This is a genomic window from Nocardioides luteus (genome assembly GCF_015752315.1).
Lineage (GTDB): Bacteria > Actinomycetota > Actinomycetes > Propionibacteriales > Nocardioidaceae > Nocardioides.
The window spans coordinates 5,711,203-5,735,867 of record NZ_JADOVJ010000001.1 but is presented as its reverse complement, the minus strand read 5'-3'; the positions used below and the strand labels follow the sequence as shown (position 1 = coordinate 5,735,867).

Genomic DNA, 24,665 nt, shown 5'->3' with positions numbered 1-24,665 from the left:
CCAGCGCGTCTGGGACCAATCAGGGTGCTTCGGGGGTTCCGGACGCCTGGTCGAGCGGCTTGATGGTGGCCTTCAGATGGGCCTGCAGGTCGCGTACGAACTGCTCCCGGTCGATGCTGAGGATCGTGACCGGGATGATGGTGGCGCCACCCTTCTTGAGCCGCAGCTCGAGGCACGGCGTGCCGGCGGGCATGGTGGTCACCGCCTCCTGGATGTCGACCCAGCGGGCCTCGCGGACGCCGGCACCCCGCACGAACGCGATCTTGTAGCCCTGGGCGCTGGCGCGCAGGACGTACGCCTTGTTGCGAAGCCACCAGCCGAACCCGATCACCGCGACGACGCCGACGACCAGCGGGACGAAGATCCACGCGAAGTCGATCCGGGCCGCGATCACGACGGCCGTGCCGGCGAAGACCAGGAGCGCCAGGCCGACCACCGCGGCGCCGAGGAGGCGGGCCTGCACGGTCGGAGCGAGACGGTAGTAGGTGAGCTCTGCGGATGACACGCTCTCCATTGTGACCGACACGGGCGGCCGGAGCCGCATCGGCTTGCTCCTTTACGTGACCTAGGTCACAATCTGCTCATGACAGGTGTGCTTCCCAATATGTCGGATGCTCTTCGGGCCCTGGATACCGCTATCGCCGCTCCCCGCCCCGGGACCAACGTCGGCCTCTGGCGCTGGTCGGTGCGCCAGCGCCTGGGCGGCGTGCGTGAGGCGTTGCTGATCCTCGACAACGGTCAGGAGTGGCATGCGCTCAACGACGTCGGCGCGCTGCGCGACCGCGGCACGCTGCTGAGCCGGCTCGCGGTCCTCGCCGACGACGTGCTCGACCGCACGGATCTCGAGGATCTCCTCCTCGAGCTGCGGCGGTTGATGATCGACGTGGATCGGCACCTGCAAGAGGTGTGAGTCTGGCAGAGGGAGCGGGATTCGAACCCGCGGTAGGTCTCCCTACGACCGCTTTCAAGGCGGTTCCGATCGGCCACTCCGGCATCCCTCCATGCGCCCGGGGGCGCGTGGCCGAGTCTAGTGCGCCCGAAGGTCAGGCGCTCAACTCGACGAGAACGTCACCCTCCTGGACGACATCCCCGGCGGCCACCTTGACCGCCACCACGGTGCCCGGCGCCTCGGCGAGGACCGGGATCTCCATCTTCATGGACTCCAGGAGCACGACGGTGTCCCCGACGGCGACCTCGTCTCCGGGCTGCACGCCGACACTCATGACGTTGGCGACCATCTCGGCGGCGATCGTGGTGGGGGTTCTGCGGCTCATACCCGAGAACGTACGGGTTACCAAGCGGTATCCCTAGCCAGAACGGGCGTCAGAGCAGCGCGTGGGTGCGGCCCGGCTCGGGGCGTACGGCGCTGGCCTCATCGGCCTCACGAGCCGCCCTGCGGCCGCTGCCGGCGGCCGTGGAGCCGGTGAGGGCGAGGTCGATGCGGATGATGACGAACGCGATCACCAGGCCGACGAGGATGCTGTAGACGACCGAGAGGGCGGCCTCGGCGAGGCCGACGTCGGGGTTGAGGAACGTGCTGGCCACCGGCGCGGTGAGCGCGACGCCGAAGAGGCAGACCCACCAGCCCTGGCGGCGCCGGGAGCGCATGTGGGTGCCCCAGACGAGCGCCGGGACGCCGAAGAACGCCTGGATCGGGTGCGGGTAGCCACCGATGTGGATGCGGCACCAGCGCTGCATCTCGTCGATCGAGTCGAGCAGGCCGGTGCTGCCGTAGCGACGCAGCATCTCGGCGTAGATCAGGGTGAGCGCGAGCATCAGGCCGCCGATGCCGACCACGATCGCACCCCGCCGGCCGAGACCGTGCAGGCCGGCGCCGAGGCGGTAGACCGCGAAGAAGGCGATCGCGAGCGAGCAGGCGAGCGTCGCGTACTCGAATCGGGAGACCATCACGACCGGCTCGAACCCGAGCGCGGCGAAGCTTCCGAGCGCGGCGATGCCGACGGCGATGAACGCCTCGCGGATCGCCTTGGGGAAGCGGCGCGCGGGGACGGTGCCCATCACCGCGAGGACCGCTGCCACCGACGCGACCAGGACCGCCGCCCCCGTACGCAGCGCCTCGTTGTCCACGAGCACCACGACGAGACCGGCAACTGCTGCCAGGGAGCCGAAGATCAGCGGCCGGCCGCCGGTGCGGTGGGCCAGCGCGAAGGTGTAGGCGGTGCCGACGACGACGGCGCCGAGGCCGCCGAAGATCTCCGGACCCAGGTCGAAGGCGCTGACACCGAGGCCGAGCAGCCCGACGGCGAGCGCGACCAGCCAGATCGCTCGGACCGTGCCGGCGGTCAGGCTCTCGATGATCCCGAGACCCGCGCGGGCCGCGCCGGCGCCAGGCACCCGCGGCTGGGCGAGGAACGAGGTCACCTTGGCCGCGGGGTTGGGGCGACCGGAGGACTCCGCGTCGTAGGGCGCCGGCTCGTAGGCCGGGTCATGGACCGGCTCGAGGTGGCCCGACTGGTAGGGGTCGGACTGGTACGGGTCGGACCGGTAGGGGTCCTGCGGGTAGGCCGGCTGCTGGATGTGGGACGGCGTCTGCGGCGGCGTCTGCACCAGACCGGGCATGACCGTGTAGGTGCCCGTCGTGGAGTACGCCGGCGCCTGGCGCGCGCTCGGGGGCGGCGCGGTCGGACCGCTCAGCGCGGGCTCCGGCGTGGGCGCGGGCCTGACCGGCGCGTCCGCGTAGCCACCGCTGAAGCCGCCGCCGTCATAGCCATGACCGACGGGAGCCGGGGGCTCCGGCGACGTCAGCCGCGCACGCTTGCCCGTGTAGCCGTTCGGCTCGTCGGGCTGCTGGGACTCGGCGCGCCCGGCGATCCGGCGCCCACCACCCGGGGTGGGCGGCGGCTCCTGGGGCTGCTGACGGTCGTCGTACCACGTCTCGTCGGCCCAACCGGTCTGGTTCCAGTCCTGGCCGTTGCTCTGGCCACCGAAGGGATGGCCGGTGTCGTGGCTGGTCTCCTGATAGCCGGTCGACCAGTCGTCCTCCGCCCACTGGTCATACGCCAGCGCCTCGCTCGAGGTCGGCTCCACGTATGCGGGTGTGGGCTCGCTGCGACCGGCTGCACGACGGCCACGCTTGCTCTTGTCAGCGCGACGGCGGGGGGCTCGGTCCATAACAGGCGAGGATACCGGGGAAGGGGTGAACCTAACGAGTCATCGATATCCGTTTACCGCCGTGACGAGGAGTTGTTGACCAGCGTCACATTCTGCGGTTGACCAGGGAGGGGTTGGTGCGACGAGCCTCCTCGAGCACGGCCCGATCGATCGTCGCGGAGACGACCTCGTCGCCGTCCCCGGCCTCGGTCAGGACGTCCCCGAGCGGGTCCACGACCATCGAGTGACCGCAGTAGCGAGGCGCCGACTGGGCGGCCGCCGCGATGAAGACGGTGTTCTCGATCGCGCGGGCACGTACGAGCGTGCGCCAGTGGTCGACCTTGCGCGGCCCGGCCACCCACGCCGCCGGCAGCACGATCAGCTCGGCGCCCGCGTCGACCAGACGCCGCGCGAGCTCGGGAAAGCGCAGGTCGTAGCAGGTCATCAGCCCCGTGGGCACACCAGCGATGTCGACCACCACCGGCTCGATCGCGCCCGCGACCAACGCGTCGGACTCCTTGTAGCCGAAGGAGTCGTAGAGATGGATCTTCCGGTACGCCGCCTCAGCCCCGCCCCGTACGAGCAGGGTGTTGAACGGGCGCCCCTCGGGATCGCCGCTGGTCTCGAGCATCCCGGCCACGACCGTGGCCTCCCGCTCCTTGGCCACCCGCGCCAGCTCCGTCCCGAAGGGCCCGTCGAGTCCCTCGGCGAACGGGCTCAGGTCGGATCCCGGCTTGCCGAAGTCGCGCGCGAAGACCTCGGGGAAGACGACCAGATCGCTGTCGCTCGGGGTCAGCTCGCCCAGGAGCTCCCTGTTGGCGGCGGGCTCGAGCCCCGAGGCCTGCTGGACGAGGCTGATACGGAGGCTGTTCCAGGTGGTCACACGTCCAGACTAGAGTCCCCGGTGTGACTCGCTGGGACGAATGGGAGCCGTACGCTGCCGTGCTGCTCGCCGGAGGACGCAGCTCCCGCCTCGACGGGATCGACAAGTCCGGGATCGAGCTCGGCGGCCGCACGATGCTGGCCTGGGCGCTGGACGCCGTCGTCGACGCGATGGAGGTCGTCGTCGTGGGCGACCCGGTACACACCGAGCGTCCGGTGACCTTCGTCCGCGAGGACCCTCGCTTCGGCGGCCCGGTCGCCGCCCTGCTGACCGGTGTGGACGCGCTGCTGACCCCGCGGGCGTACGTCGGGGTGGTCGCCGTCGACATGCCCTTCCTGCGGCCGCGGACGCTGTCCCGGCTCCGCGAGGCTGCCTTCGGTCGCGACGGCGCCGTGCTCGTCGGACCGGACGAGCGTCGGCAGCTGGCCTTGGTCCTCTCCACCGCACGGCTCGCCGAGGTCCGCCCGGACCACGAGGGCCAGCACGGGATGCCGCTGCGCAAGCTGCTGGCCGACCTCGATCTCGTCGAGGTCCCCTCGGAGGGCGACGAGCACCGCGACATCGACACCTGGACGGACCTGAAGTCGCTCTGAGGAATCGGGGTGGCGGCCCGCGTGCGAGCTGTAACACGCTGCGGGGCCAACCCACCGCTGCTGCAGGCCCCTAGTGTGGGGGCATGCGAGCCGTCGTAGCCGAGCAGCCCGGAGGGCCCGAGGTCCTCACCGTCACCGACCGTCCCGACCCGGAGCCGGGGCCCGGCGAGGTCGTGATCGAGGTCGCCGCCGCGGGGCTCAACCGGGCCGACCTGCTGCAGCGCCAGGGCTTCTACCCGCCCCCGAAGGGTGCCAGCGACATCATCGGGATGGAGTGCAGCGGGGTCGTCTCCGCGGTCGGCGAGGGCGTCGACGAGTGGCAGGTGGGTGACGAGGTGTGCGCGCTCCTCGCCGGAGGCGGCTACGCGACGAAGGTCGCGGTCCCGGCCGGACAGGTGATGCCGGTGCCCGAGGGCGTCGACCTGGTCACCGCAGCGGCGCTTCCCGAGGTCACCACCACCGTGTGGTCCAACGTGTTCATGGTCGGCGGGCTGACCCCTGACGAGACGTTCCTGGTCCACGGCGGCGCCGGCGGGATCGGCACGATGGCGATCCAGCTCGCCAGCCAGATCGGCTCCCGGGTGATCACGACGGTCGGTTCGGCCGAGAAGGCCGAGCTGGCCAAGTCGCTCGGCGCCGAGGTGGTCATCAACTACAAGGACCAGGACTTCGTCGAGGTCGCCAAGGTCTACGGCGGCGCCGACGTCATCCTCGACAACATGGGCGCGAAATACCTCGCCCGCAACATCGACGCCCTCAACCCCGAGGGCCGGCTGGTCATCATCGGGATGCAGGGCGGCACCAAGGCGGAGCTCGACATCAACGCCCTCCTCCGCAAGCGGGCGGCGGTCATCGCCACCAACCTCCGCGGACGCCCGGTCGAGCAGAAGGCGAGGATCTGCGCCGAGGTCGTCGAGCGCATCTGGCCGATGGTCGAGGCCGGCGAGGTGAAGGCGGTCGTGCAGGACGTACTCCCGCTGGCGGAGGCCGCCGAGGCGCATCGGCTCATGGAGTCCGGCACGCACACCGGCAAGATCCTGCTGACCACCGGACCCTAGGTAGGGTTGGGCGCATGACGCAGGAGCAGACCGGGGAAGTCGTGGTCATCGGACCCGACGGGCAGCCGATCGCGGTGCCCGCCGACGTACTCAAGGACGCCAGCGCGCCGGAGGCAGCCGAGGACGAAGAGCGCGACGTGACCGACCTCGTGGAGCAGCCCGCGAAGGTGATGCGGATCGGATCGATGATCCGCCAGCTGCTCGAGGAGGTAAAGGCCGCCCCGCTCGACGAGGCCTCCCGCAACCGGCTCCGTGAGATCCACCAGGCCTCCATAAAGGAGCTGGAGTCCGGGCTCGCGCCCGAGCTGGTCGAGGAGCTGGAGCGGCTCTCGCTGCCCTTCGCCGAGCAGCAGACCCCGTCCGAGGGCGAGCTGCGGATCGCGCAGGCCCAGCTGGTCGGCTGGCTCGAGGGCCTCTTCCACGGCATCCAGACCGCCATCTACGCCCAGCAGGTCGCCGCACGCGCGCAGTTCGAGCAGATCCGCAAGGGCCTGCCGCCGGGCGCGACCCTGTCCCCCGAGGGCCATCCCGCCCCGGGTCAGGGCGGTCCGCAGCAGCCGGGTCAGCACGACCACGGCGACTCCTCCGGCGGGCTCTACCTCTAGGCCCGGACGACATCACCGGTGCCGATACGGCACCGACCGCGGTGGCGCGACCTAGTGGTCCGGGAGCGCGTCACGCAGCTCGCGACGTGAGGTGATCCCGAGCTTGCCGAAGACCTTGCGCAGGTGCCACTCGACCGTGCGGGCACTGATGTAGAGCTCGCTGCCGATCTCCTGGTTGGTACGGCCGTCGCGCGCCATGTGGGCGATCTGGCTCTCCTGCGCCGTGAGGTCGTCGAGGGTGTCCGCGGTCCGTCTGCGGACCTTCTCACCGGTGGCGAGCAGCTCGTGTCGGGTACGTTCGGCGAAGCCGTCGGCTCCCATCGCCGCGAAGTCCTCGAAGGCGGCCTTGAGGTGGACGCGGGCATCGCCACGCCGCCGCTCACGGCGCAGCCATTCGCCGAACAGCAGCCGCGTGCGGGCCAGCTCGAAGCGCAGACGGGTGCGCTCGAGGCGCTCGACCGCCTCGACGTAGGAGCGCTCCGCCACGTCGCCCTCAGCGACCAGGGCGCGAGAGCGCGCGAGCAGCCCGGCCGCCCAGTCCGAGCCGGGAACCTCGGCGTAGGCCGCCAGCCGCTCCAGCGCTGTCGTCGCAGCGTCCGTCGAGCCGCTGCGTACGGCCGCCTCGACCAGGTCGGGCAGGGCCTGGGCCGTGAAGGGCCCGAGGTTGCCGGCGCCGGCGCGCTCCGCCGCCTCGTACGCCCTCTCATAGTGGCCGAGGCCGAGGTGGAGCAGCGCGGTTGCACGCTCGGTGATCTGCAGACCGAGGCCCTCGCCACGGGCAGTCGCCTCCGCGGCGGCTGATGCGATGACCGGCTCCGCCTGGATGGCGTTGCCCTGGTACGCCAGCAGGAACAGCTCGCCGTACGACGCCCGCTGGGTCCCGGTGACCTCTTTGACCCGTTGCTCCTCGAGGCCGAGATCGCGGGCCTGGTCGACGTCGCCACGCCAGAGCGCGACGACGCGGTGGGCGTTGAGTGCGTTGGCCAACGGCGCGAGCGCACCGGCCGCGCGGGCCAGCTCGACGTGTCGGCTGGTCGCGGTATCCCAGGCCTCGAAGTCCCACAGCGACAGGGCGGCGTTGGCGACCAGTACGCCGCGGCGCAGGAAGTCGTCGGTGGGTACGTCTCCACCGAGGTAGGACGTCACCGCCTCGCGGAGCATGGGTACCGCCGCGGCCGTACCGTCCGAGACCAGGGTGGCCAGGCCGGGGCCGAGCGCATCTCGCGGGGTGGTCGTGCTCGGGGACGGTGCGGAGCAGGCGGCCCGCGAGACCACGGTCAGGTCACCGTCCGGGTCGGCCAGGGCACCGGCGACCAGGGCTGCTCCCCATGCGTCCAGGTGGGTCTCGCGTGCCAGGTGCGGGTCAAGGGGTTCGAGTCGTCGGGCGGCCCTGGCAAGCGCCGCGGGAGCCTCGCTGCCGGACCTGGCCGCCCGGCCGGTGAGCGCGCGCACGAGCTCGGCGCGGGCACGCTGGAGGTCGTCGACGGCGTCGGCCTCCGCCTCGGCGGAGAGCGCGAGCGCTGCTTCGTACCTGCCTGCGTCGAGGTTGGCCTGTGCCGCGGCGAGGGTCCGCTCGGCTCGTTGCCGAGGATCGGCGGTGAGGGAGGCGGCGCGCTGCAGGAAGGACGCTGCCGCCGCCACTCCCCCGCGAGCGCGGGCGCGGCCGGCGGCCTCGTGGAGGGCGTCGGCGATCCCGTCGTCCGTCCCGGTGGTCGCCGCCGCGAGGTGCCAGATCCTGCGTTCCGGCTCGGTCCCGGCGTCGAGGGCCGCGGCCAGGGCGGCGTTGACCTCACGTCGTTGCTCGGGCGTCCCCGCGGCGTAGGCGGCGCTGCGCATCAGTGGGTGCCCGAAGCGGGCCTGCCCTCCGACCTCGAAGAGCTGCTCCTCGGCGGCCGGCTCCGAGTCGGCAGGGGTGAGTCCCATCGCCTGCGCTGCCCGCCACAGCACGGTGGCGTCGCCCGTGGGTTCGGCCGCGGCGAGGAGAAGGAGCCGGCGGGTCAGGTCGGGGAGGGCGCGGATGCGGCGGACGTAGTGGTCGTGCAGGCTGCCGGGATGGATCGCGGGGAACGCGAACCCGCCCATCAGCTCGGAGGCGCCTCGCTGCGCCAGCTCCAGCAGGGCCAACGGGTTGCCGCGGGTCTCGGCGACGATCCGGTCCCGGACCCGGCTGTCGAGATGGCCGGGCAGTGCGGACGCCAGCAGGTCGACCGCCTCCTCGTGCTCGAGCCCGGAGAGATGGAGCGCGGGGATACCGGCGAGCAGCTGCTCCGCCGCGGGCTCGCGCACGGCGAACACCAGCAGCACCGACTCGGCGGCCAGCCGCCTGGCCACGAAGCCGAGGACCTGGATCGACGGCTCGTCGATCCACTGGGCGTCGTCCACCACGCAGAGGACGGGCCGGCCGGTCGCCGCCTCCGACAGCAGACCGAGCACCGCCAGTCCGACGACGAACTTGTCCGGAGCAGGCCCTACGACGTTCCCGAACGCCACCTGCAGCGCCTGCTCCTGGGGACCAGGGAGCCCGGGGAGCAGGTCGAACATCGGGGCGCAGAGCTGGTGCAGGGCGGCGAACGGCAGCTCCAGCTCGGACTCCGTCCCGGTCACCTCCGCGACCCGGCACCCGCTCGCGCGGTCGGAGACGTAGTCCAGCAGGGTCGTCTTGCCGATGCCGGCCTCACCGCGCAGCACGAGGGCACCGCCCTCGCCGTTGCGAAGGCGGTGCAGCGCGTCGTCGAGTCGGTCCCGCTCCTTCGTACGACCGCGAAAGGCGGTGATCCGTACGCCCATTGCGCCACCCTAAGGCTCGAGGACCACCGCCGTCGCGGGTATCGCACTCCTCCTGCTCGCCGTCCTCGCGGGTCACTCGGGCAGCGGCTCGCCGTGGAACTCGGCGAGCATGTAGGCCGCGTACCACTCGGGCCAGGCCTCGTCGTACTCACCGCCGTTGCGGGCCTCGTGCTCGCCGTGGGCGACCGCCACCCGCTTGAGCGCCTCCGTCAGGTCGCTCGCCGTGGCGTACGACGTCGCGGTGTCGTCGATCCGCCCGGGGAGTCGGGTGGTGACCTCCTGGAGCAGGTAGGTGTTGCCGTCCGGGTCCGCGAAGGACGCGAACGACCCGTAGCTCGCGCGCTCGTCGGCAGCGCCGGCCAGGCGTCCGTCACCGGAGAGCGGCCGGAACTGGGCGCCGGGGACCTCGGGGTGGAAGACGTCGCTGATGTCGACACCCTCGGCCTCGAGAGCGTCGCGCGCCTTCTGGACGTCGGAGACGACCAGGTAGAGACCCTCGGCCGTGCCCGGCTCCGCGGTGGTGATGTTGGTGCCGAACTGGATCGACGCGGGCGAGCCCGGGGGCGTGAACTGCACGACCCGGAAGCCGTTGTCGAACTCGAAGTCGGCGTCGAGGCGCCAGCCCAGACCGTCGTAGAACTTCTTCGACCGGTCCACGTCGGCGACCGGGATGACGACTGCCTCGAGCTTCAGCGCCGTGGCTGCAGTGGTGTTCATTGCTTCGCACTCCTTCTTCTGGTCGGCGGGATTGCCGACATCTCCGAGAGTGCTCTCTCGCCGGGGCGGTCGAACCAGGGGTGATCCCTGGTCGACCCCCCGGTGTGGTCAGAACGCCTACTGGGTCAGTCGAGCAGGGCGCGAAGCACGGTCTGCAGCCCGCGGTGGGCCGTCGGGTAGGCGAAGTGCATGTCCGCCAGGGTCGCGATCGGGATCTCGGCGTGGACCGCGGTGGCCACCATGCCGAGGATCTCGCCCCCTGCCGCCCCGACGACGGTGCCGCCGACGAGGACGCCTCGGTCGGCGTCGGCGACGAGCTTGATCGGTCCCGGGTCCTCGGCGATCCAGCCGCGGGTGCCGAGGTCACCGGTCGCCGTACGCACCGTGATGCCCCGCTCGCGCGCGTCGGCCTCGGAGAGGCCGACCGAGCCGACCTCGGGAGCGGTGAAGGTGACCCGCCCGACCGCCCGGTAGTCCGCCCACGGACCGTCGATGCCGGTGAGGTCACGGATCACGACGTCGGCCTGGTACATCGACACGTGGGTGAAGGCGCCCTTGCCGGTGATGTCGCCGACGGCCCAGACACCGTCGGCGACCCGCATCCGCTCGTCCGGGTCGAGGACCCTGGCCTGCGGGTCGAGGCCGACGTGCTCCAGGCCCAGGTCACCCAGGTTCGCGCGGCGTCCGGCGGCGACCAGCAGCCGCTCCGCGGTGACCGCACTCTCGCCGAGGTCGAGCGTGAACTCGGAGCCGTCATGGGAGACCTGCTGGGCACGGGCTCCGGTGAGCACGGTGATCCCGGCGTCCTCGAAGGCCTGCTTGATCGCGGCCGAGGCCTCGGGCTCCTCGGGAGGGAGAAGCCGGTCGGACGCCTCGACGACCGTCACCCGGACGCCGAAGGTGGCGAACACCTGGGCGAGCTCGCAGCCGATCGCCCCGCCACCCAGGATCGCGAGCGATGCCGGGAGCTCGGTCAGCCGGACGGCGTCGCGGTTGGTCCAGTAAGGGGCGTCGGCGAGCCCGGGAACCGGCGGCGCGGCCGGCGCGGTGCCGGTGTTGAGCACGATGCCCCGCGCCGCGACGTACGACGTCTCCGTGCCGTCTTTGGCGGTGACCGTGACCGTGCGGGGCCCGGTGATGCGCCCACGTCCCCGGGCGAAGGTTCCGCCCGCGGCGACCAGCCGGTCGACGGCTACCTGGTCGTCCCAGTCGTCGGTCGCCTCGTCGCGGATCCGGTCGGCGACCGGCTTCCAGTCCGCGGTGACGATGGCGGAGCCGGCGCGCCCCTCGACCAGACGTGCGTCGCGGAGCTTCTGCGCGGCGTGCACCATCATCTTGGTCGGGATGCAGCCGAAGTAGGGGCACTCGCCACCGACCAGACGCTCGTCCACACCGACGACCCGCAGACCCGCCCGGGCCAGGCTCCCGGCGACGTGCTCGCCACCCGGTCCGAGGCCGATCACCACGACGTCGCACTCGATCGCTTCGCTCATGATCGAACTCCATCAGACCGGCCGCCCGTTGTCACCCATCTTCCTCGACCAGAGTCCGATTCCCGGGTCGGCGACCCGGGCAGCAGAGGCCATGGCGTGCGGCATTCGGGGTCGAGCGTCTGTTTCTCGGATGTGGATCGTCCGTAACTCCAAAGTGGACAAGAGTCGCGTCATGACCCTGCGATGAGCCCGTCTCTCTCACGTGAAGGCCGCCGGAGAACGGATGGCCAGCGCCGCCCGCCGAGAAGAGGAAACACCATGGCTACCACCACGATCACCGCACGTCACCGCAGTGAACTGACCGCCGTCGAGTCGATCCGCAACAACATCCTCGACGCCGTCCGCACCCTCCGCAACAACGACCAGGCCGAGCACAAGCACCGCGGCGGGATGCCGCCTGCCGTCGGCACCACGATGTTCGGCGTCGCCGCGATGGCTGCCACCGGCATCGTCGCTCTCGGCGTCGTCCGCTGACCATGCGCCTTCATCTACGGTCCGTCGTCCACAGCCTGAGGCTGTGGGTGGATGCCCTGGTCCTGCTGAGGGGGAGGCCCAGGGCGCGGTCGGGGGGCCGCTCAACGGACTGAGTGTCGTCACGCGCGCCATCGGGGGATCGGCGCGCGTGACGACACGCGCCAGAGATCTCGTCATACCGAGGGATATGGACGGATCTCGAAAGACCGCAGCCGACCATCCGTGAGGATGGTCGGCTGCGGTGCATTCCGTGACCGGTCGTCAGGCCGGAACCGTCGACTCCTCCACCCACCCGCCGTCGGCCGGATCAGCTGGGGCGGCCGACTCGCGGCGTACGTCGGCGTCCTTCCACAGATCGAGCAGCACCGCCGGCCAGATCTCCTCGTCGGTGGACGCGAGCTCTGCGCGTGTCCACCAGCGGTAGGCCGCCATGGTGAGCTGCTCCTCCTCGGTGTGGCCGGCGGTGGAGACCTCGAAGGCCGGCACCCAGCACGCGAAGAAGAAGTCCTGCTGGTCGATGACCACGTCGCTGTAGCCGTGGACCACGGTCCGTCGCATCGTCGGGCCGATCAGGTCGGCCTCGGTGATCCGCAGACCGGTCTCCTCCTCGACCTCGCGCACGGCCGCGGCCGCCTCGCTCTCGCCGTCGTCGATCCCGCCGCCGGGGGTGATCCACCACTGCACGCCCGGGATCCCCGGGTCGGAGTCGGCGAAGAGCAGGATCCGGTCGCGGTCGTCGATCAGGAGTACGCGAGCCGTGCTGCGGCTGCGGCGGGGCCGCTCCTCCGGCGGGACGGGGACGAAGGTGCGGGGTGAGTCTTCCTCGGACGCCATGGCCCCATCCTCACCCACGCGGCGCGTACATGATCATGCCCATCCCGGCCAGGCACAGCGCCGCCCCGGCGATGTCCCACCGGTCGGGCCGGTAGCCGTCCATCGCCATCCCCCAGGCGATCGAGCCGACGACGAAGACCCCGCCGTACGCCGCCAGGATCCGCCCGAAGTGGGCGTCGGGCTGAAGCGTGGCGACGACGCCGTAGAGGCCGAGCGCGATGAATCCGGCGCCCACCCACAGCCAGCCGCGGTGCTCCCGGAGTCCCTGCCAGACGAGCCAGGCGCCGCCGATCTCGGCGACCGCCGCCAGCGCGAAGAGCAGGAGCGAGCGGAGGATCAAAAGCCCTCGCCGATCAGGTGGGCTCCGCCCAGCGGGTCGTTGTTCCACGAGATCGTCGTCCAGCCCTCGTCGGGGCTGCCCTCGACGACCGCGAGCCCGGTGTTGCGGATCCGGTTGTCGTCGCCGAACGCGGGCGACCGCGCGGTGCGCAGGCCGGTCCACATCCGGATCGCCGCACCGTGCGAGACGATCGCGACCGTGTCCTCGGGCTCGTGCTGCTTGACCACGGCCTGGACGGCGGCGTCGAAGCGCGCCAGGAACTCATGGCCCGCCTCGCCACCCGGGACCGGGGTCTCCAGCGTGCCGGCGATCCAGTCGGCGAGCGCCTCGAGATAGGCCGTCACCGACTCCTTGTCGGTGGCCATCTCCAGGTGACCCGCGTTGATCTCCTCGAACCCCTCCTGCACCACGACCGGCAACCCGAGCCGGTCGGCGAGCGGCTGAGCGGTCAGCTGCGTACGCACCAGCCGGGAGGCGTAGAGCCCCGCGATCCTCTCGCCCGCCAGCGCATCCGGCACCGCCGCGGCCTGGGACAGTCCGAGCTCCGTCAGCCCGGCGCCGGGGAAGGCGGTGTCGAGCGCCCCCGAGACGTTGCTCGGGGTCTGGCCGTGTCTGATCAGCAGAAGTCTCATATGCCGGTAAGGGTACGGGACCACCCCCGCCGAGAAGTCGGTTACGACGGCCGAGAAGTCGCTCACATGGGGCGAGGCGTCACCGACTAGGCTGAATCCGGACGAACTACTTCCGGGAGCCGCCACGATGGGACATGACGAGAGCCCGACAGCACGGGCGCTGCTCACCCTCGAGCTGCTGCAGTCCTCCCCCGGCATCACCGCCGAGCGGCTGGGCGAGCGGCTGCGGGTGACCGAGCGCGCCGCTCGACGTTACGTCGCGATCCTGCGAGAGGCCGGGATCCCGGTCGAGTCCGAGCGCGGCCCCTACGGTGGCTATCGCCTGGGCCGCGGGATGCGTACGCCGCTGATCTTCACCACCGCGGAGGCGCTCGGTCTGGTGATGGCCCTGCTCGACGGCCACCACGACATCGCCGACGCCACCGGCCCGGTCGGCAGCGCGGTCGGCAAGATCGGCCGGGTGCTGCCCGAGTCGCTGGCCCAGACGGTGGCCGCGGTGCGGCGTACGATCTCCGCCGTTCCGGACCAGAGCGCCGTCTCCCCCGACCCGGACATCACCACCAGCCTGGTCCAGGCCTGCGACTCCCGTCGGCGGACGACCATCGCCTACACGACCGAGAACGGCAACGAGCGCAAGATGGTCGTCGACCCGTGGGCGGTCGTCGTGCGCCACGCCCGCTGGTACCTGCTCTGCTGGTCGCACACCGCCGAGGCCCGCCGGGTGCTCCGGGTCGACCGGATGGGCGCGGTCGACATCGAGGAGACCTCGTTCGTACGTCCCGAGATCGACCCCGTCACCGAGGTCGAGGAGCACCTCGGGGAGGGCTGGGCCTACTCGGTCGAGGTCGTCTTCGAGGCCCCGTTCGCGCAGGTCGACCGCTATCTCCCGCGCGTCCTGGGCCGTCTCGAACCCGTCGACGACGGCCGCTGCCGTCTCGTCGGGAGCACCAACAGCCCGAGCTGGTACGCCCAGGAGCTCGCCCGTCAGGCCGTGCCGTTCCACGTCGTCGAGGGGGACGAGGTACGCCGCTGCGTCGCTGACCTGGGTCAGCGACTGCTCGAGGCCGCCGAGCCCCGCTGACCTCGCTCGGTCATCTCGCTGGGTCAGGCGAGACGCGCGGGCAGGTGGGAGTAGCCGCGGAGGATGCGGGTGGGGTGGCGCTCGCGGCCGTCGAGGAGCTTCAGGTCCGGGAAGCGCTCGAAGAGGAGCCGGAGGCCGATCTCCCCCTCCATCCTGGCCAGGGCCGCACCGAGACAGAAGTGGCGGCCGCTGGAAAAGGAGATGTGGTCGCGGGCGTTCTCCCGGGTCACGTCGAACACGTGCGGGTCGGTGAACACCGCCGGATCGCGGTTGGCGGCGGCGAGGATGGTGTTGATGATCGTGCCGCGCGGGATCGGCTGCCCCGCGATCACCGAGTCCTGACGGGCGACCCGGCCGGTCAGCAGCACCGGCGGGTCGAGCCGGAGCACCTCGTCGGCGGCGTTCGCCCACAGGTCGGGGCGGTCGCGCAGGATGTCGAGCTGTTCGGGGTTGTCGTGGAGCAGCGCGATCCCGTTGCCGATCAGGTTCACGGTGGTCTCGAAGCCGGCGGCGAAGACCAGGCCGGCGATCGCGCGCAGCTCGTGCTCGCTGAGCCGGTCACCGTCCTCGCGTACCGCGACGAGCTGGCTCAGCAGGTCGTCACCGGGATGGGCGGCGATATGGTCGAGGTGTCCACGCAGCCAGGTGTCGAACTCCTCCAGCGACGCCTCCATCCCGCGGAAGGTGCCCCAGTCGAGCCCGATGTCGAGGCTCAGCGCGGCGCCCTTACCCATCTCGAGCATGCGCTCGCGGAGCTCGACCGGCACCCCGAGCACCTCCGAGATGACCGTGATCGGCAGCAGCCCGCAGTAGCGCGAGACGAGATCGACCTCGGAGGCCCCCGACTTCTCCAGGTCGTCGAGAAGCTCGCGGGCGATCTCCTCGGTGCGCCCGCGCAGCCGCTCGACGGCCTTCACCGTGAACACGCGCGTGACGAGCTTGCGGTAGCGGGTGTGGGCCGGCGGCTCGGTCGCGAGCAGCGACGGCGGCTGGATCGGGTTGAATACGTCGCTGGCCGCCCAGGTGCCGGCCTTCGCCATCCATCCGCCGCCCGCGTCGGGCGCGAAGAACCCGGTCACGAAGTCGGAGCTCGTCAGCACCTCGCGGATGACCGCCTGGTCGGTCGCGACCTGGCTGAACGCGCCGCGATAGAGCGGCCCCTGCGCGCGCACCTCCTCGAAGAGGTCGATCAGGTCGAAGGTGTGCGACCCCGGTCCGCTGAGGATCAGGTCGCCCTGGAGATCGCCCTTCTTCGCGGCTCGGGTGATGACCGTACGCGGCAACCCGTGCCCCAGCGCCCAGCGCACACCCTGCTTGGCGGTGCGCTCCACCTGGTGGAGCGTCCGGCCGGCGATCCCCGGCGTGCGGACCGGCGGCGTGATCTTGAGCGGCATGCGAATCCTCCGAGGCGCAGGAACAGGTTCTTGTGCAGCGTACGCCGGACGGGAGTCCCACACATCCGACCCTGGTAGCAATTCAGTCCTGTATCGAACTGCCTCGGCCCGGGAGGATCAGCGCTTGACGAACTCGCGGTCGCCCTTGGGCCAGGAGTGCGTGTAGCCGGTGACCTTGGCGGCTCCTTCGACCCGGACGCTCCACTCCGCGTGCCCGGAGGCGACCGGCTTGATCACGACGAGCTGGTCGGGCTCGGTGATCGTGACCGTACGCGTGAACCGCTCCGGCGCGCCCCACGGATCCATCGCGATCGTCGCCGTCACCGGCAACCTGCTGGCGTCGATCCGCAGCCCGATGGCCTCGGTCATCGCGATCGCCTTCACCGACAGCGTCCTGGTCGGCTCCGGCTTCTTGGTCGGCTTGGGCGTCGGCGTCGGCGTGGGCTCGACGCGTACCGACGACGCCGTCGCGCTCGGCGAGGGCGACTCCGACGGTGGCTCGATGACCTCGTCGCTGGCCCCGGCGGTCGGCTCGGACTGCTGGCTCTGCGGCTCCTTCTTGTCGGAGGAGTCGGCGTCGGAACCGGTCACGACGCCGCGTACGACCTCGTAGATCAGGATCAGCAGGAGCAGGCAGACGACGACCAGCACCACCCGCCCGCGACGGGTCATCCGCGACCGTCGGTAGGGCCCCGGCTCCATGTGGTGCAACGGCACCAGCGGTCCCGGCGACCGCTCGGAGGCCTGCACGGGAACGGGCATGGGGGCAGGCTCGGGAACTGGCTCGGGAGCGGGCTCAGGGCCCGGCTCAGGCAGCGGCGCGGGTGCGGGAGGCGGCGCGGGTGCCGGCGGGGCAGGCTCGGGCTCCGGTTCGGGCTCCGGTTCAGGCTCCGGTTCAGGCTCCGGCTCGGGCTCGGGCTCTGGTTCCGGCTCCGGTTCCCGTGGCGGGGCGGGCGGCGGCACGAGCTCGGGCTCCTCGATCACAGGCGCGGGCACGGCGAGGATCGGCGGCACGTACGGCTCGGGTTCAGGTTCGGGCTCGGGAGACGGCTCGACCTCGGCCTGGATGACCAGCGGCGCGATGGCGTCCGGCAGCCACGCGGCGCCCGGAACGTCGTCGGGCGAGCCGTAGCTCCCGAAGACCTCGAGGGTCTCGAAGTCGGTGACGTGCCCGTCGGGATGGACGACCATCCGGACCCGGGCCTCGTCGTCGGTGGCGACGACCTGGACGGGCTTGCGGCTCGGGCCGGCGAGCTGCTCGCGTACGGCCCGGATGCCTGCTTGGTGCGGATCCTCTCCCCACGGACGATCCACCACGAGGCCGTTGAGCGTCGTGACCCCGCGGGTGACGGAGAGGATGGCTGTCTGCTTCCGGGCCATCAGCGGCCTCCGGAAGGGTCAATGCACACGTGTGGGGGTCCTCGCGGTGGGGAAGCGGGCAACGGGCTCGGAAAGTGTGTCGTTCAAGCCTCAACTGGGCAACTCACACGCGCAAGCCCTACCCACCAGTTACCGTCTTGTCAGCCTGCCTTGTCAGGCGAGCTCGCGAACCCTGTCCTCGAGGAAGTCGTCGAGCATGTCCACGGCGACCGCGTTCGCGGCTTGGATCTTCTCCTGGCTGACGCCACACATCCGCAGGCACGAGGACGCGATCGCCCAGGCCTCCGGGCACGAGATCCTGCGAACCGTGTTCTCGGTGATCATCTCGGCGCGCATGTTGATGACGCCTTCGACCTGCTGGATGAGCATGTTGCCCAGCTGCTTCAGGCTGACGCCTTCCAGCACCTTCTCCGAGGCCACCTTGCTGGCGAGATCGGCATAGGCAGCAGCCAGCTCCTGGTGCTCCTTGCGGAACTCGGTGTAGACCTCGCCGTTGGTCACGTCCGGCAGCATGTAGAGCATGCCGACGTTGTGCTCGACATCGGCAAGGGTGCGTACGTCGATGAGAACCAGCAGATAAAGAGCGGTCTCGTAATCGAGCGGTGGCACCTGGTTGAGGATCTTCTCGACCTTGTCCGTGGTCGGTCGGACCGACTTACGGAGCAGCTCGACGAGGATCTCGTCCTTGCCTGCGAAGTGGTAGTAGAGAGAGGCCTGACGGATGCCGACCTGGTCGGCGATCTCGCGGGTGGACGTCGCCGCGAAGCCCTGGGACACGAAGAGTCGCGCAGCAGCATCGAGGATCTGGTCACGTGGTGAGGCAGTACCCGAATCGGGCACATGCCTGGGGCGGCCGGGCCGAGAACGCCTAGTTGTCATGTACGCCATCTAAGCGGCCTCCCGAGTTTCGGGGAAGATTCGAAAGAGTCTTCTTCCCCTAAGGAATAGAGTCGAAAGTCCCACGGGAGGGTTGAATTCTCTGTCAACAAAGTGTATGGCGCGACCGACCAATAGACACGGCACAGCATCCTCCCGGGGCGATAATGCTGGCGGAATTCTGCCCAGTGTGACGGGGTTTCAGGCGGCTGAACAGGGTCGTGTGCCATCAGGAGGAATGACCCCGGTCCCATAACCGATATCAACGCCGAACGTTAAAGGCCCTGCTCAGACCGGTAACGGCGCCAGCCACCATGCGATGAGATATCAGCGGCGCTTTCGACCGCGATCGGCTCCACCAGAAATCCCGAAACCGAGGAGCCGTCCTCCAACGTCACCTTTCCGATCGCCATCGGAGCAGGTACGCCACCCACGAACGTCCCGAAGCCCGCGGCCGGGACGCGCCAGAGCTCGCCCTCGATCCGCACCCCGGTCGCGGGACCACCGACGCGGACCAGGCCGGGCTTCGGCGGCTCCGTCTCCAGGGCGAAGAGCCGGTAGTCGGCCGAGGTCGACACCCGGCGCAGCAGCGTCGCACCGGCTTCGACCAGCTGGTGGTTGAGCGGCATCCCCGACAGGTGCGCACCGACGACGAAGAGATCGACGGCGGGGCTGAGGAGCGTGTGGCCCAGCGCGGCCAGGGTGCGGTCGCTCCCGGCCGCTCCGGTCAGCATCACCCCGAAGGGCAGCCCGCCGACCTGGCCGGCCGGGACCGCGAGCGAGGCCATGTCGAGGAGGTTCGCGAAGTTCGTGTAGCGGCCCAGGCGCGCGTTGGCGCCCACGGGATCCGCGGCCACCTCGGCCAGCGTGGGATGCCCGGTCGTGGTCGGTGTCAGCAGCGCCGAGCAGCCGGTGAGAGCCTCGCGTCCCGCGGCACCGAGGCGCGCCAGCCGGGCGACGTCGCGCGCCCACTCGGCCGCGCCGGCCGATGCCCCGGCCAGGACGATCTCGGCGACCGTCGGGTCGAGGTCGGTCCCGATGAGGTCGCGGTTGGCCTCGAGGTGGGAGCCGACCGCGGCGTACCTCTCGGCGACGAAGGCGCCGTCGTAGAGCAGCGTGGCGGCCTCGAGCAGCGGCGAGATGTCGGTCTCGATGACCTCGATCCCGGCCGTGGCCAGGCGCGCGACCACGGCCCGGAAGGCGTCGGCCCAGCCCGGGGCGAGCCCGTCGAGGTGCTCGCCGGTCGGCACCGCCACCCGCGGCACCGGCGGCAGGCCGGCATCCGCCGGCAACGTACGCGACAACGGGTCGGTCGGGTCGGGCCCGGCCATCAGCTCCGCGGCCGCCCGCGCGGACCCGAGATCCCGGGCGAAGACGGTGACGCAGTCGAGCGTGTAGCAGGCGGGTACGACACCGGTGACCGGCACCAGCCCGCGCGACGGCTTCACCCCGACGATGCCGTTGAGCGCGGCCGGCACCCGTCCGGAGCCCGCGGTGTCGGTCCCGAGCGCGAGGTCGACCAGGCCGAGGGCGACCGCGACCGCCGAGCCCGACGAGGACCCACCCGAGATCCGGGTCGGGTCCCAGGCGTTGCGGACCGCGCCGTACGGGCTGCGGGTGCCGACCAGGCCGGTCGCGAACTGGTCCAGGTTCGTCTTCCCCACCACCAGCGCACCGGCCGCACGCAGCCGGGCGACAGCGGTGGCATCGGCAGACGGTGAGTAGGCGTACGACGGCGCTCCGGCGGTCGTCGACAGGCCCCGGACGTCGATGTTGTCCTTGACCGCCAGCAGACGGCCGGCGAGGGGAAGGATCTCCCCGCCGGCCACCTTCGCGTCGATCGCGGCGGCCTCCTCGAGCAGGTCGTCTCGCGTACGCAGCGAGATCCAGATCTCCGGCCGGTCGGACGCCTCGATCCGGTCGAGTGCGTCGGCGGCGCGGTCGACCGCGCCGCCGGGAAGCGAGTGGATCAAGATCCGGACCCGTCGAGAGGTCGCACGGCGGCGATGACCTGCCCCGGGACGATCTGCTCCCCCGGCTTCACGTAGATCTCGGCCACCTCGCCGGCGACCGGGACCGGGACGCTCGCCTCCATCTTCATCGCCTCGACGACCATCAGCGGATCGTCCTGCGCCAGCCGCGACCCGCGGCTCGCGACGACCTTCCAGACGGTCGAGGTGAACGGTGCGGTCACCGGCACGCACCCCGCCGGCACCTCGACCTCCGACGGGTCGCCCCGGGCGTCGAGGCGGTCGCAGATGTCGAACTCTCCCGCCACCTTCCAACGCTCGCGCTCCTCGTCGAAGGCCGCGGACTGCTGGTCACGGAAGGCTGCGATCGAGTCCGCGTTGGCGGTCAGGAAGCGGTCGTAGTCCTTGATCGAGAAGGTGCCCTCCTCGGTCTCGAACTCGCCGCGCCCGGCGTCGACCTCCGCCCGCAGCTCGAGGAGCTCGTCGGCGGAGACCGGGTACCACTCGATCCGGTCGAAGAACCGCAGCGCCCACGGGTCGTCGTGGAAGAGCCCGCCGGCCGAGGTGGAGCGCCGAAAACGGTTGAACACCTGAGTCGTCCGGCCGACCAGCTGATAGCCGCCCGGCCCCTCCATCCCGTAGATGCACATGTAGGCGCCGCCGATGCCGACGGAGTTCTCCGCCGTCCAGGTGCGCGCCGGGTTGTACTTCGTCGTCACCAGCCGGTGGCGCGGGTCCAGCGGGGTCGCGACCGGCGCCCCGAGATAGACGTCCCCCAGCCCGAGGACCAGGTACGAGGCGTCGAAGACGGTCCGGTGGACGTCCTCGACCGAGGAGAGCCCGTTGATCCGGCGGATGAACTCGATGTTCCACGGCGCCCACGGCGCGTCGTCGCGTACGCCGGCGGTGTAGCGCTCGATCGCCTCCCGGGTCGCCGGGTCGTCCCAGGACAGCGGCAGCCGCACCCGCCGTGAGGGCACGGTCAGCTCGGAGCTGGCAGGCAGGTCCTCCTCCAGCTCGCGCAGGAGTCCCGCGACCTGGCCGGCACGCAGGACCGAGGAGTCGGTGTGCACCTGCAGCGACCGGATCCCGGGCGTGACGTCGATGATGCCCGGCGGCGCGTGCTCCGCCAGCGCCGACTGCAGCGCGTGCACCCGCATCCGGAGACCCAGGTCGAGCGTCATCGGCCCGTACTCGACCAGCACGGAGTTGTCACCGCTGCGCCGATAGGTGACCTCGGGCCTCGCCGGTGTCCGGGGCAGGCGGCCCAGGACGCCGTCGTCGCCGTCGCCGCCCGCGCCGCCGACCACCGACAGGGAAGCACGGTGGTTGATCAGCCCGGCAGCCTTGCCCTCGCGCACCGGCACAAACCGAACTGCGTCCCCCGGACGCAGTTGCCCGATCTTCCACAGCTCCCCGCTGGCGACGACCGCCGGGCAGACGAAGCCGCCCAGCGACGGCCCGTCGGGGCCGAGGATGATCGGGGTGTCGCCGGTGAAGTCGAGCGAACCCACCGTGTAGGGCGTGTCGTGGATGTTCGAGGGGTGCAGCCCGGCCTCGCCACCGTCGGCACGGGCCCAGGTCGGCTTCGGCCCGATCAGGCGTACGCCGGTGCGGGCCGAGTTGTGATGCACCCGGTAGCTCGCCGAGTAGAGCTGGTCCAGGTCGGCGCGCGTGAAGAACTCCGGGGCCCCGTGCGGGCCCTCGGTGACACCGATCTCCCAGCTGTTGGTCAGGGCCGGCCGCCGCGACACCGGCGTCGCCGCCGGCTGCGCCTGCGGGTCGACCGCGGTGCCGGGGCGGAGCACGTCACCGCGCTGCAGCGTACGCCCGGCGTGGCCGCCGAACCCGCCGAGCGTGAACGTCGAGGCGCTGCCCAGATAGTCGGGCACGTCCAGGCCACCTCGGACCGCGATGTAGGCCCGCAGCCCCGGCCCGTCGGTGCGGCCCAGCTTCAACGTCGCCCCCGCGGGGAGCTCGATCGGCTCCCACTGCGGGGCAGGGACGCCGTCGACGCTGACCGGCATGGGGGCACCGGTCACACAGACGACGGCGGGATCGGAGAAGACCAGCGTCGGCCCCCCGGCCGTCGTCCGGCCCGTTGCCAGCGGCACCGTGACCTCGAGGCCCGGCGCGCCCCGGTGGTTGCCGACCGCCAGGTTGGCCTCGGCGAAGGAGACCGGGTCGAACGGACCCGACGGAGGTACGCCGACCTGCCAGTAGCCCACCCGCCCGGGAAGGTCCTGGACGGTGGTGAGCACACCCGGGTCGAGGACGTCGATGCGCGGGTCCGGGTCACCCCCGCTGCCGTCCTTGGCACGTTCCGGGAGGGTCGAGGTCGAGTGCGTGGCCGAGCGGAGCTCGGGGTAGGTCGTCATCGCGCGCAACGCGGAGACGTTGGTGACGATCCCGTCGATCCGGGTCTGCGCGAGCGCGGAGCCCAGCGTGTCCAGCGCCTCGTCGCGGGTCGCCCCGGTGGCGATCACCTTGGCGAGCAGCGGGTCGTAGTGGGGCGAGACCTCGAGCCCGGTCTCGATCCAGGAGTCCACCCTGACCGTGTCGGACGGCTCCGGCAGGATCGTCCGGGTGACCAAGCCGGAGGACGGCATCGAGTCCTTGGCCGGGTCCTCGGCGTAGACACGTGCTTCGACGGCGTACGCCTGGGGTGGAGGGCACTTGCGGAACAGCTCGTCGGGCAGGGCGCTGACCCCGTCGCGGGCCAGCCGCAGCATGAGCGCGACGATGTCGATGCCCATCACCTGCTCGGTGACGGCGTGCTCGACCTGGAGGCGGGTGTTCATCTCCAGGAAGGAGATCTGCTCGCGGCCCGGGTCGTAGACGAACTCCACGGTGCCGGCCGAGCGGTAGGAGACCGACTTGGCGAGCTGGCGCGCGGAGTCGTGCAGGACGGTACGCACGTGCTCGGGAAGAGCAGGCGCGGGCGCCTCCTCGATCACCTTCTGGTTGCGGCGCTGCAGCGAGCAGTCGCGGTCGCCGAGCACGGCGACCTGTCCCTCCCCGTCGCCGAAGATCTGCACCTCGACGTGCCGGGCCGGCCGCACCAGGCGTTCCAGGAACACCCCGGCGGTCCCGAAGCTGGTCTGGGCCAGCCGCGCGACGCGCTCGAAGGCGACCCGGACGTCCTCCTCCGAGCTGCACGCGGTCATCCCGATACCGCCACCGCCGCCGGTGGCCTTGACCATCACGGGCAGCCCGATCCGGGCCGCCTCCTCGGCCGCCTCGTCCGGACCGGACAGCAGCCCCGTTCCGGCCAGCATCGGCACGCCGGCGTTCTCGGCGAGCCGGCGGGCCGAGTGCTTCTCGCCGAAGGCGCTGATCTGCTCGGGCGTCGGGCCGACGAACCGAAGGCCCGCTGCCTCCACCTCGCGGGCGAAGGCAGCGCTCTCGGACAGGAAGCCGTAGCCGGGATGGAGCAGCCCCGCGCCGGTGCGCAGGGCTGCTGCGATGATCAGATCGCCTCGGAGATAGGAGTCCCGTGCGGGCGCGGAGCCCAGACAGACGGCCTCGTCGGCCTCCCGCACGTGTGGTGCCGCCCGGTCGGCCTCGGAGAAGACCGCAACCGTACGCATCCCGAGCTCGCGCGCGGAGCGCATCACCCGGCGGGCGATCTCCCCTCGGTTGGCGACCAGGACGGTGTCGACGGACAGTCCGGTATCTGGGCCAAACGTCATGCGTCGGCCTCGTAGTCCACGTCCGGCTCGGAGACGATCATCCGCAGCGGCGTCGGGTTGAAGTCGTTGCAGGGGTTGTTCATCTGCGGGCAGTTGGAGATGAGCACGAGCGTGTCGATCTCGGCACGCAGCGCGACCCGCTTGCCGGGCGCCGACATGCCGTCGACGATGCCGAGGGCGCCGTCCTCCTCCACGGGCACGTTCATGAACCAGTTGATGTTGGAGACGATGTCGCGCATGCCGAGGCCGTGCTTGGCCCCCTCGGTCAGGAAGTTCTCCCGGCAGCCGTGGTGATACATCACGTGGTGCCCGTAGCGCAGCGTGTTGGACTCCCGCGAGCACGCGCCACCGATGGTGTCCTGTCGGTCGATCTCGTTGCCGACGACGGTCATCAGGGCACGACCGTGGTTGCTGCGCAGCACCGTCCCGGTGCGGATGTAGGCGTTGTCCTGCCAGGCGAGCGTGTCCGGCGCGCTGTAGCGCTCGTCGGTGTCGTGCGCGTTGTAGAGCAGGCAGTCACCCGACTGGTTGCCCCCGACATCGACGATCGTCAGCACCTGCCCGGCACGTACGACACCCGACCACGACGCCCGCGGAGCGACCTGCTCGTCCAGCACGACGGCACCCGGCACCAGCGGGTCACCCCACTCCAGTGGGCTGCCGTCTGCGTACGACGCACCGACCGGCACGCTGGAGACCAGCTGGCCGTCGGGCGTCAGGTAGGTGGCCACAGGAACAGGAAGAG

22 protein-coding genes and 1 tRNA gene are annotated in these 24,665 nt (G+C 71.2%); 6 read left to right on the top strand and 17 right to left on the bottom strand.

Annotated elements, in window-relative coordinates; translation table 11 throughout:
• Window positions 1–19 precede the first annotated feature (19 nt).
• Window positions 20–514 carry a hypothetical protein gene (locus tag HD557_RS27525; protein WP_231380484.1) on the bottom strand — a complete coding sequence of 165 codons (495 nt, stop codon included), beginning with the start codon at window positions 512–514 and terminating at the stop codon, window positions 20–22.
• A 69-nt stretch (window positions 515–583) separates the two neighbouring features.
• Here HD557_RS27525 and HD557_RS27520 point away from each other — a divergent pair, with 69 nt between their 5' ends.
• Entirely contained in the window at window positions 584–910 is a 327-nt protein-coding gene (locus HD557_RS27520) for a hypothetical protein (protein ID WP_008355231.1), read from the top strand.
• A gap of 3 nt (window positions 911–913) precedes the next feature.
• Here the strand turns inward: HD557_RS27520 and HD557_RS27515 are convergent.
• The 4 genes from HD557_RS27515 to HD557_RS27500 all read right to left on the bottom strand — a co-directional run bounded on the left by HD557_RS27515 (window position 914) and on the right by HD557_RS27500 (window position 3,994).
• Window positions 914–1,001 (bottom strand) — tRNA-Ser (locus HD557_RS27515).
• Between the two features lie 42 nt (window positions 1,002–1,043).
• Entirely contained in the window at window positions 1,044–1,274 is a 231-nt protein-coding gene (locus tag HD557_RS27510; RefSeq protein WP_008355233.1) for a biotin/lipoyl-binding carrier protein, read from the bottom strand.
• Between the two features lie 49 nt (window positions 1,275–1,323).
• Window positions 1,324–3,048: a hypothetical protein gene (locus HD557_RS28505; RefSeq protein ID WP_231380483.1), complete on the bottom strand. Its 1,725-nt coding sequence runs from the start codon at window positions 3,046–3,048 to the stop codon at window positions 1,324–1,326.
• 169 nt (window positions 3,049–3,217) lie between these two features.
• Window positions 3,218–3,994, bottom strand: a complete 777-nt coding sequence (locus HD557_RS27500) for a carbon-nitrogen hydrolase family protein (protein ID WP_196876192.1) — start codon at window positions 3,992–3,994, stop codon at window positions 3,218–3,220.
• A 23-nt stretch (window positions 3,995–4,017) separates the two neighbouring features.
• Between HD557_RS27500 and mobA the strand changes: the two genes are divergently transcribed.
• From mobA to HD557_RS27485, 3 genes are all read left to right on the top strand, one after another.
• On the top strand, window positions 4,018–4,587 hold the full coding sequence (gene mobA / locus HD557_RS27495) for a molybdenum cofactor guanylyltransferase (protein WP_040754618.1): 570 nt from the start codon (window positions 4,018–4,020) through the stop codon (window positions 4,585–4,587).
• Between the two features lie 83 nt (window positions 4,588–4,670).
• Window positions 4,671–5,645 carry an NAD(P)H-quinone oxidoreductase gene (locus tag HD557_RS27490; protein WP_196876191.1) on the top strand — a complete coding sequence of 325 codons (975 nt, stop codon included), beginning with the start codon at window positions 4,671–4,673 and terminating at the stop codon, window positions 5,643–5,645.
• 14 nt (window positions 5,646–5,659) lie between these two features.
• Window positions 5,660–6,250, top strand: coding sequence for a bacterial proteasome activator family protein (locus HD557_RS27485; protein ID WP_008355241.1), 591 nt, complete (start codon window positions 5,660–5,662; stop codon window positions 6,248–6,250).
• A 51-nt stretch (window positions 6,251–6,301) separates the two neighbouring features.
• Here HD557_RS27485 and HD557_RS27480 read toward each other — a convergent pair whose 3' ends face one another.
• The 3 genes from HD557_RS27480 to HD557_RS27470 form a co-directional block, all read right to left on the bottom strand.
• Window positions 6,302–9,037, bottom strand: a complete 2,736-nt coding sequence (locus HD557_RS27480) for a helix-turn-helix transcriptional regulator (protein ID WP_196876190.1) — start codon at window positions 9,035–9,037, stop codon at window positions 6,302–6,304.
• Between the two features lie 72 nt (window positions 9,038–9,109).
• Window positions 9,110–9,754: a VOC family protein gene (locus tag HD557_RS27475; RefSeq protein WP_196876189.1), complete on the bottom strand. Its 645-nt coding sequence runs from the start codon at window positions 9,752–9,754 to the stop codon at window positions 9,110–9,112.
• A 125-nt stretch (window positions 9,755–9,879) separates the two neighbouring features.
• Window positions 9,880–11,247, bottom strand: coding sequence for a dihydrolipoyl dehydrogenase family protein (locus HD557_RS27470; protein WP_196876188.1), 1,368 nt, complete (start codon window positions 11,245–11,247; stop codon window positions 9,880–9,882).
• A gap of 258 nt (window positions 11,248–11,505) precedes the next feature.
• On the opposite strand from HD557_RS27470, the gene HD557_RS27465 reads away from it, so the two are divergent.
• Window positions 11,506–11,721 carry a hypothetical protein gene (locus HD557_RS27465; protein WP_008355248.1) on the top strand — a complete coding sequence of 72 codons (216 nt, stop codon included), beginning with the start codon at window positions 11,506–11,508 and terminating at the stop codon, window positions 11,719–11,721.
• Between the two features lie 261 nt (window positions 11,722–11,982).
• On the opposite strand, the gene HD557_RS27460 is transcribed toward HD557_RS27465, so the two are convergent.
• Genes HD557_RS27460 through HD557_RS27450 form a run of 3 tightly spaced genes read right to left on the bottom strand, consistent with a single transcriptional unit; the run spans window position 11,983 to window position 13,527 of the window.
• A complete protein-coding gene (locus HD557_RS27460; RefSeq protein ID WP_196876187.1) occupies window positions 11,983–12,555 on the bottom strand; it encodes an NUDIX hydrolase in 573 nt (190 codons plus the stop codon).
• A gap of 10 nt (window positions 12,556–12,565) precedes the next feature.
• Complete coding sequence (locus tag HD557_RS27455) at window positions 12,566–12,895, bottom strand: YnfA family protein (protein WP_008355251.1); 330 nt, start codon at window positions 12,893–12,895, stop codon at window positions 12,566–12,568.
• Entirely contained in the window at window positions 12,892–13,527 is a 636-nt protein-coding gene (locus tag HD557_RS27450; protein WP_196876185.1) for a histidine phosphatase family protein, read from the bottom strand. Before HD557_RS27450 ends, HD557_RS27455 begins: the two co-directional genes overlap by 4 nt.
• 127 nt (window positions 13,528–13,654) lie before the next feature.
• Between HD557_RS27450 and HD557_RS27445 the strand changes: the two genes are divergently transcribed.
• On the top strand, window positions 13,655–14,608 hold the full coding sequence (locus HD557_RS27445; RefSeq protein ID WP_196876184.1) for a helix-turn-helix transcriptional regulator: 954 nt from the start codon (window positions 13,655–13,657) through the stop codon (window positions 14,606–14,608).
• A 23-nt stretch (window positions 14,609–14,631) separates the two neighbouring features.
• On the opposite strand, the gene HD557_RS27440 is transcribed toward HD557_RS27445, so the two are convergent.
• The 6 genes from HD557_RS27440 to HD557_RS27415 form a co-directional block, all read right to left on the bottom strand.
• Window positions 14,632–16,002 carry a cytochrome P450 gene (locus tag HD557_RS27440; protein ID WP_196876183.1) on the bottom strand — a complete coding sequence of 457 codons (1,371 nt, stop codon included), beginning with the start codon at window positions 16,000–16,002 and terminating at the stop codon, window positions 14,632–14,634.
• Window positions 16,003–16,119: 117 nt separating this feature from the next.
• The gene (locus tag HD557_RS27435; RefSeq protein WP_196876182.1) at window positions 16,120–17,382 is read right to left on the bottom strand and encodes a hypothetical protein; all 1,263 of its coding nucleotides are present in this window, start codon (window positions 17,380–17,382) and stop codon (window positions 16,120–16,122) included.
• 153 nt (window positions 17,383–17,535) lie between these two features.
• Window positions 17,536–18,261: a TetR/AcrR family transcriptional regulator gene (locus HD557_RS27430; RefSeq protein WP_307785725.1), complete on the bottom strand. Its 726-nt coding sequence runs from the start codon at window positions 18,259–18,261 to the stop codon at window positions 17,536–17,538.
• Between the two features lie 272 nt (window positions 18,262–18,533).
• A complete protein-coding gene (locus tag HD557_RS27425) occupies window positions 18,534–20,231 on the bottom strand; it encodes an allophanate hydrolase (protein ID WP_196876180.1) in 1,698 nt (565 codons plus the stop codon).
• Window positions 20,228–23,920, bottom strand: coding sequence for an urea carboxylase (gene uca / locus HD557_RS27420; RefSeq protein ID WP_196876179.1), 3,693 nt, complete (start codon window positions 23,918–23,920; stop codon window positions 20,228–20,230). Before uca ends, HD557_RS27425 begins: the two co-directional genes overlap by 4 nt.
• Window positions 23,917–24,651 carry an urea amidolyase associated protein UAAP2 gene (locus HD557_RS27415; protein ID WP_040754621.1) on the bottom strand — a complete coding sequence of 245 codons (735 nt, stop codon included), beginning with the start codon at window positions 24,649–24,651 and terminating at the stop codon, window positions 23,917–23,919. The genes uca and HD557_RS27415 overlap by 4 nt, the downstream gene beginning before the upstream one ends.
• Between the last annotated feature and the right edge of the window lie 14 nt (window positions 24,652–24,665).

Excerpts from the sequence above, each read along its gene's own strand:
- HD557_RS27485 (WP_008355241.1), top strand. The coding sequence starts at position 5,660 with ATGACGCAGGAGCAGACCGGGGAAGTCGTGGTCATCGGACCCGACGGG.
- HD557_RS27440 (WP_196876183.1), bottom strand. The coding sequence starts at position 16,002 with ATGCCGCTCAAGATCACGCCGCCGGTCCGCACGCCGGGGATCGCCGGC.
- HD557_RS27435 (WP_196876182.1), bottom strand. The coding sequence starts at position 17,382 with ATGGCCCGGAAGCAGACAGCCATCCTCTCCGTCACCCGCGGGGTCACG.
- HD557_RS27525 (WP_231380484.1), bottom strand. The coding sequence starts at position 514 with ATGGAGAGCGTGTCATCCGCAGAGCTCACCTACTACCGTCTCGCTCCG.
- HD557_RS27470 (WP_196876188.1), bottom strand. The coding sequence starts at position 11,247 with ATGAGCGAAGCGATCGAGTGCGACGTCGTGGTGATCGGCCTCGGACCG.
- HD557_RS27475 (WP_196876189.1), bottom strand. The coding sequence starts at position 9,754 with ATGAACACCACTGCAGCCACGGCGCTGAAGCTCGAGGCAGTCGTCATC.
- HD557_RS27520 (WP_008355231.1), top strand. The coding sequence starts at position 584 with ATGACAGGTGTGCTTCCCAATATGTCGGATGCTCTTCGGGCCCTGGAT.
- HD557_RS27480 (WP_196876190.1), bottom strand. The coding sequence starts at position 9,037 with ATGGGCGTACGGATCACCGCCTTTCGCGGTCGTACGAAGGAGCGGGAC.
- HD557_RS27460 (WP_196876187.1), bottom strand. The coding sequence starts at position 12,555 with ATGGCGTCCGAGGAAGACTCACCCCGCACCTTCGTCCCCGTCCCGCCG.
- HD557_RS27510 (WP_008355233.1), bottom strand. The coding sequence starts at position 1,274 with ATGAGCCGCAGAACCCCCACCACGATCGCCGCCGAGATGGTCGCCAAC.
- HD557_RS27430 (WP_307785725.1), bottom strand. The coding sequence starts at position 18,261 with ATGACAACTAGGCGTTCTCGGCCCGGCCGCCCCAGGCATGTGCCCGAT.
- HD557_RS27450 (WP_196876185.1), bottom strand. The coding sequence starts at position 13,527 with ATGAGACTTCTGCTGATCAGACACGGCCAGACCCCGAGCAACGTCTCG.
- HD557_RS27465 (WP_008355248.1), top strand. The coding sequence starts at position 11,506 with ATGGCTACCACCACGATCACCGCACGTCACCGCAGTGAACTGACCGCC.
- HD557_RS27490 (WP_196876191.1), top strand. The coding sequence starts at position 4,671 with ATGCGAGCCGTCGTAGCCGAGCAGCCCGGAGGGCCCGAGGTCCTCACC.
- uca (WP_196876179.1), bottom strand. The coding sequence starts at position 23,920 with ATGACGTTTGGCCCAGATACCGGACTGTCCGTCGACACCGTCCTGGTC.
- HD557_RS27445 (WP_196876184.1), top strand. The coding sequence starts at position 13,655 with ATGGGACATGACGAGAGCCCGACAGCACGGGCGCTGCTCACCCTCGAG.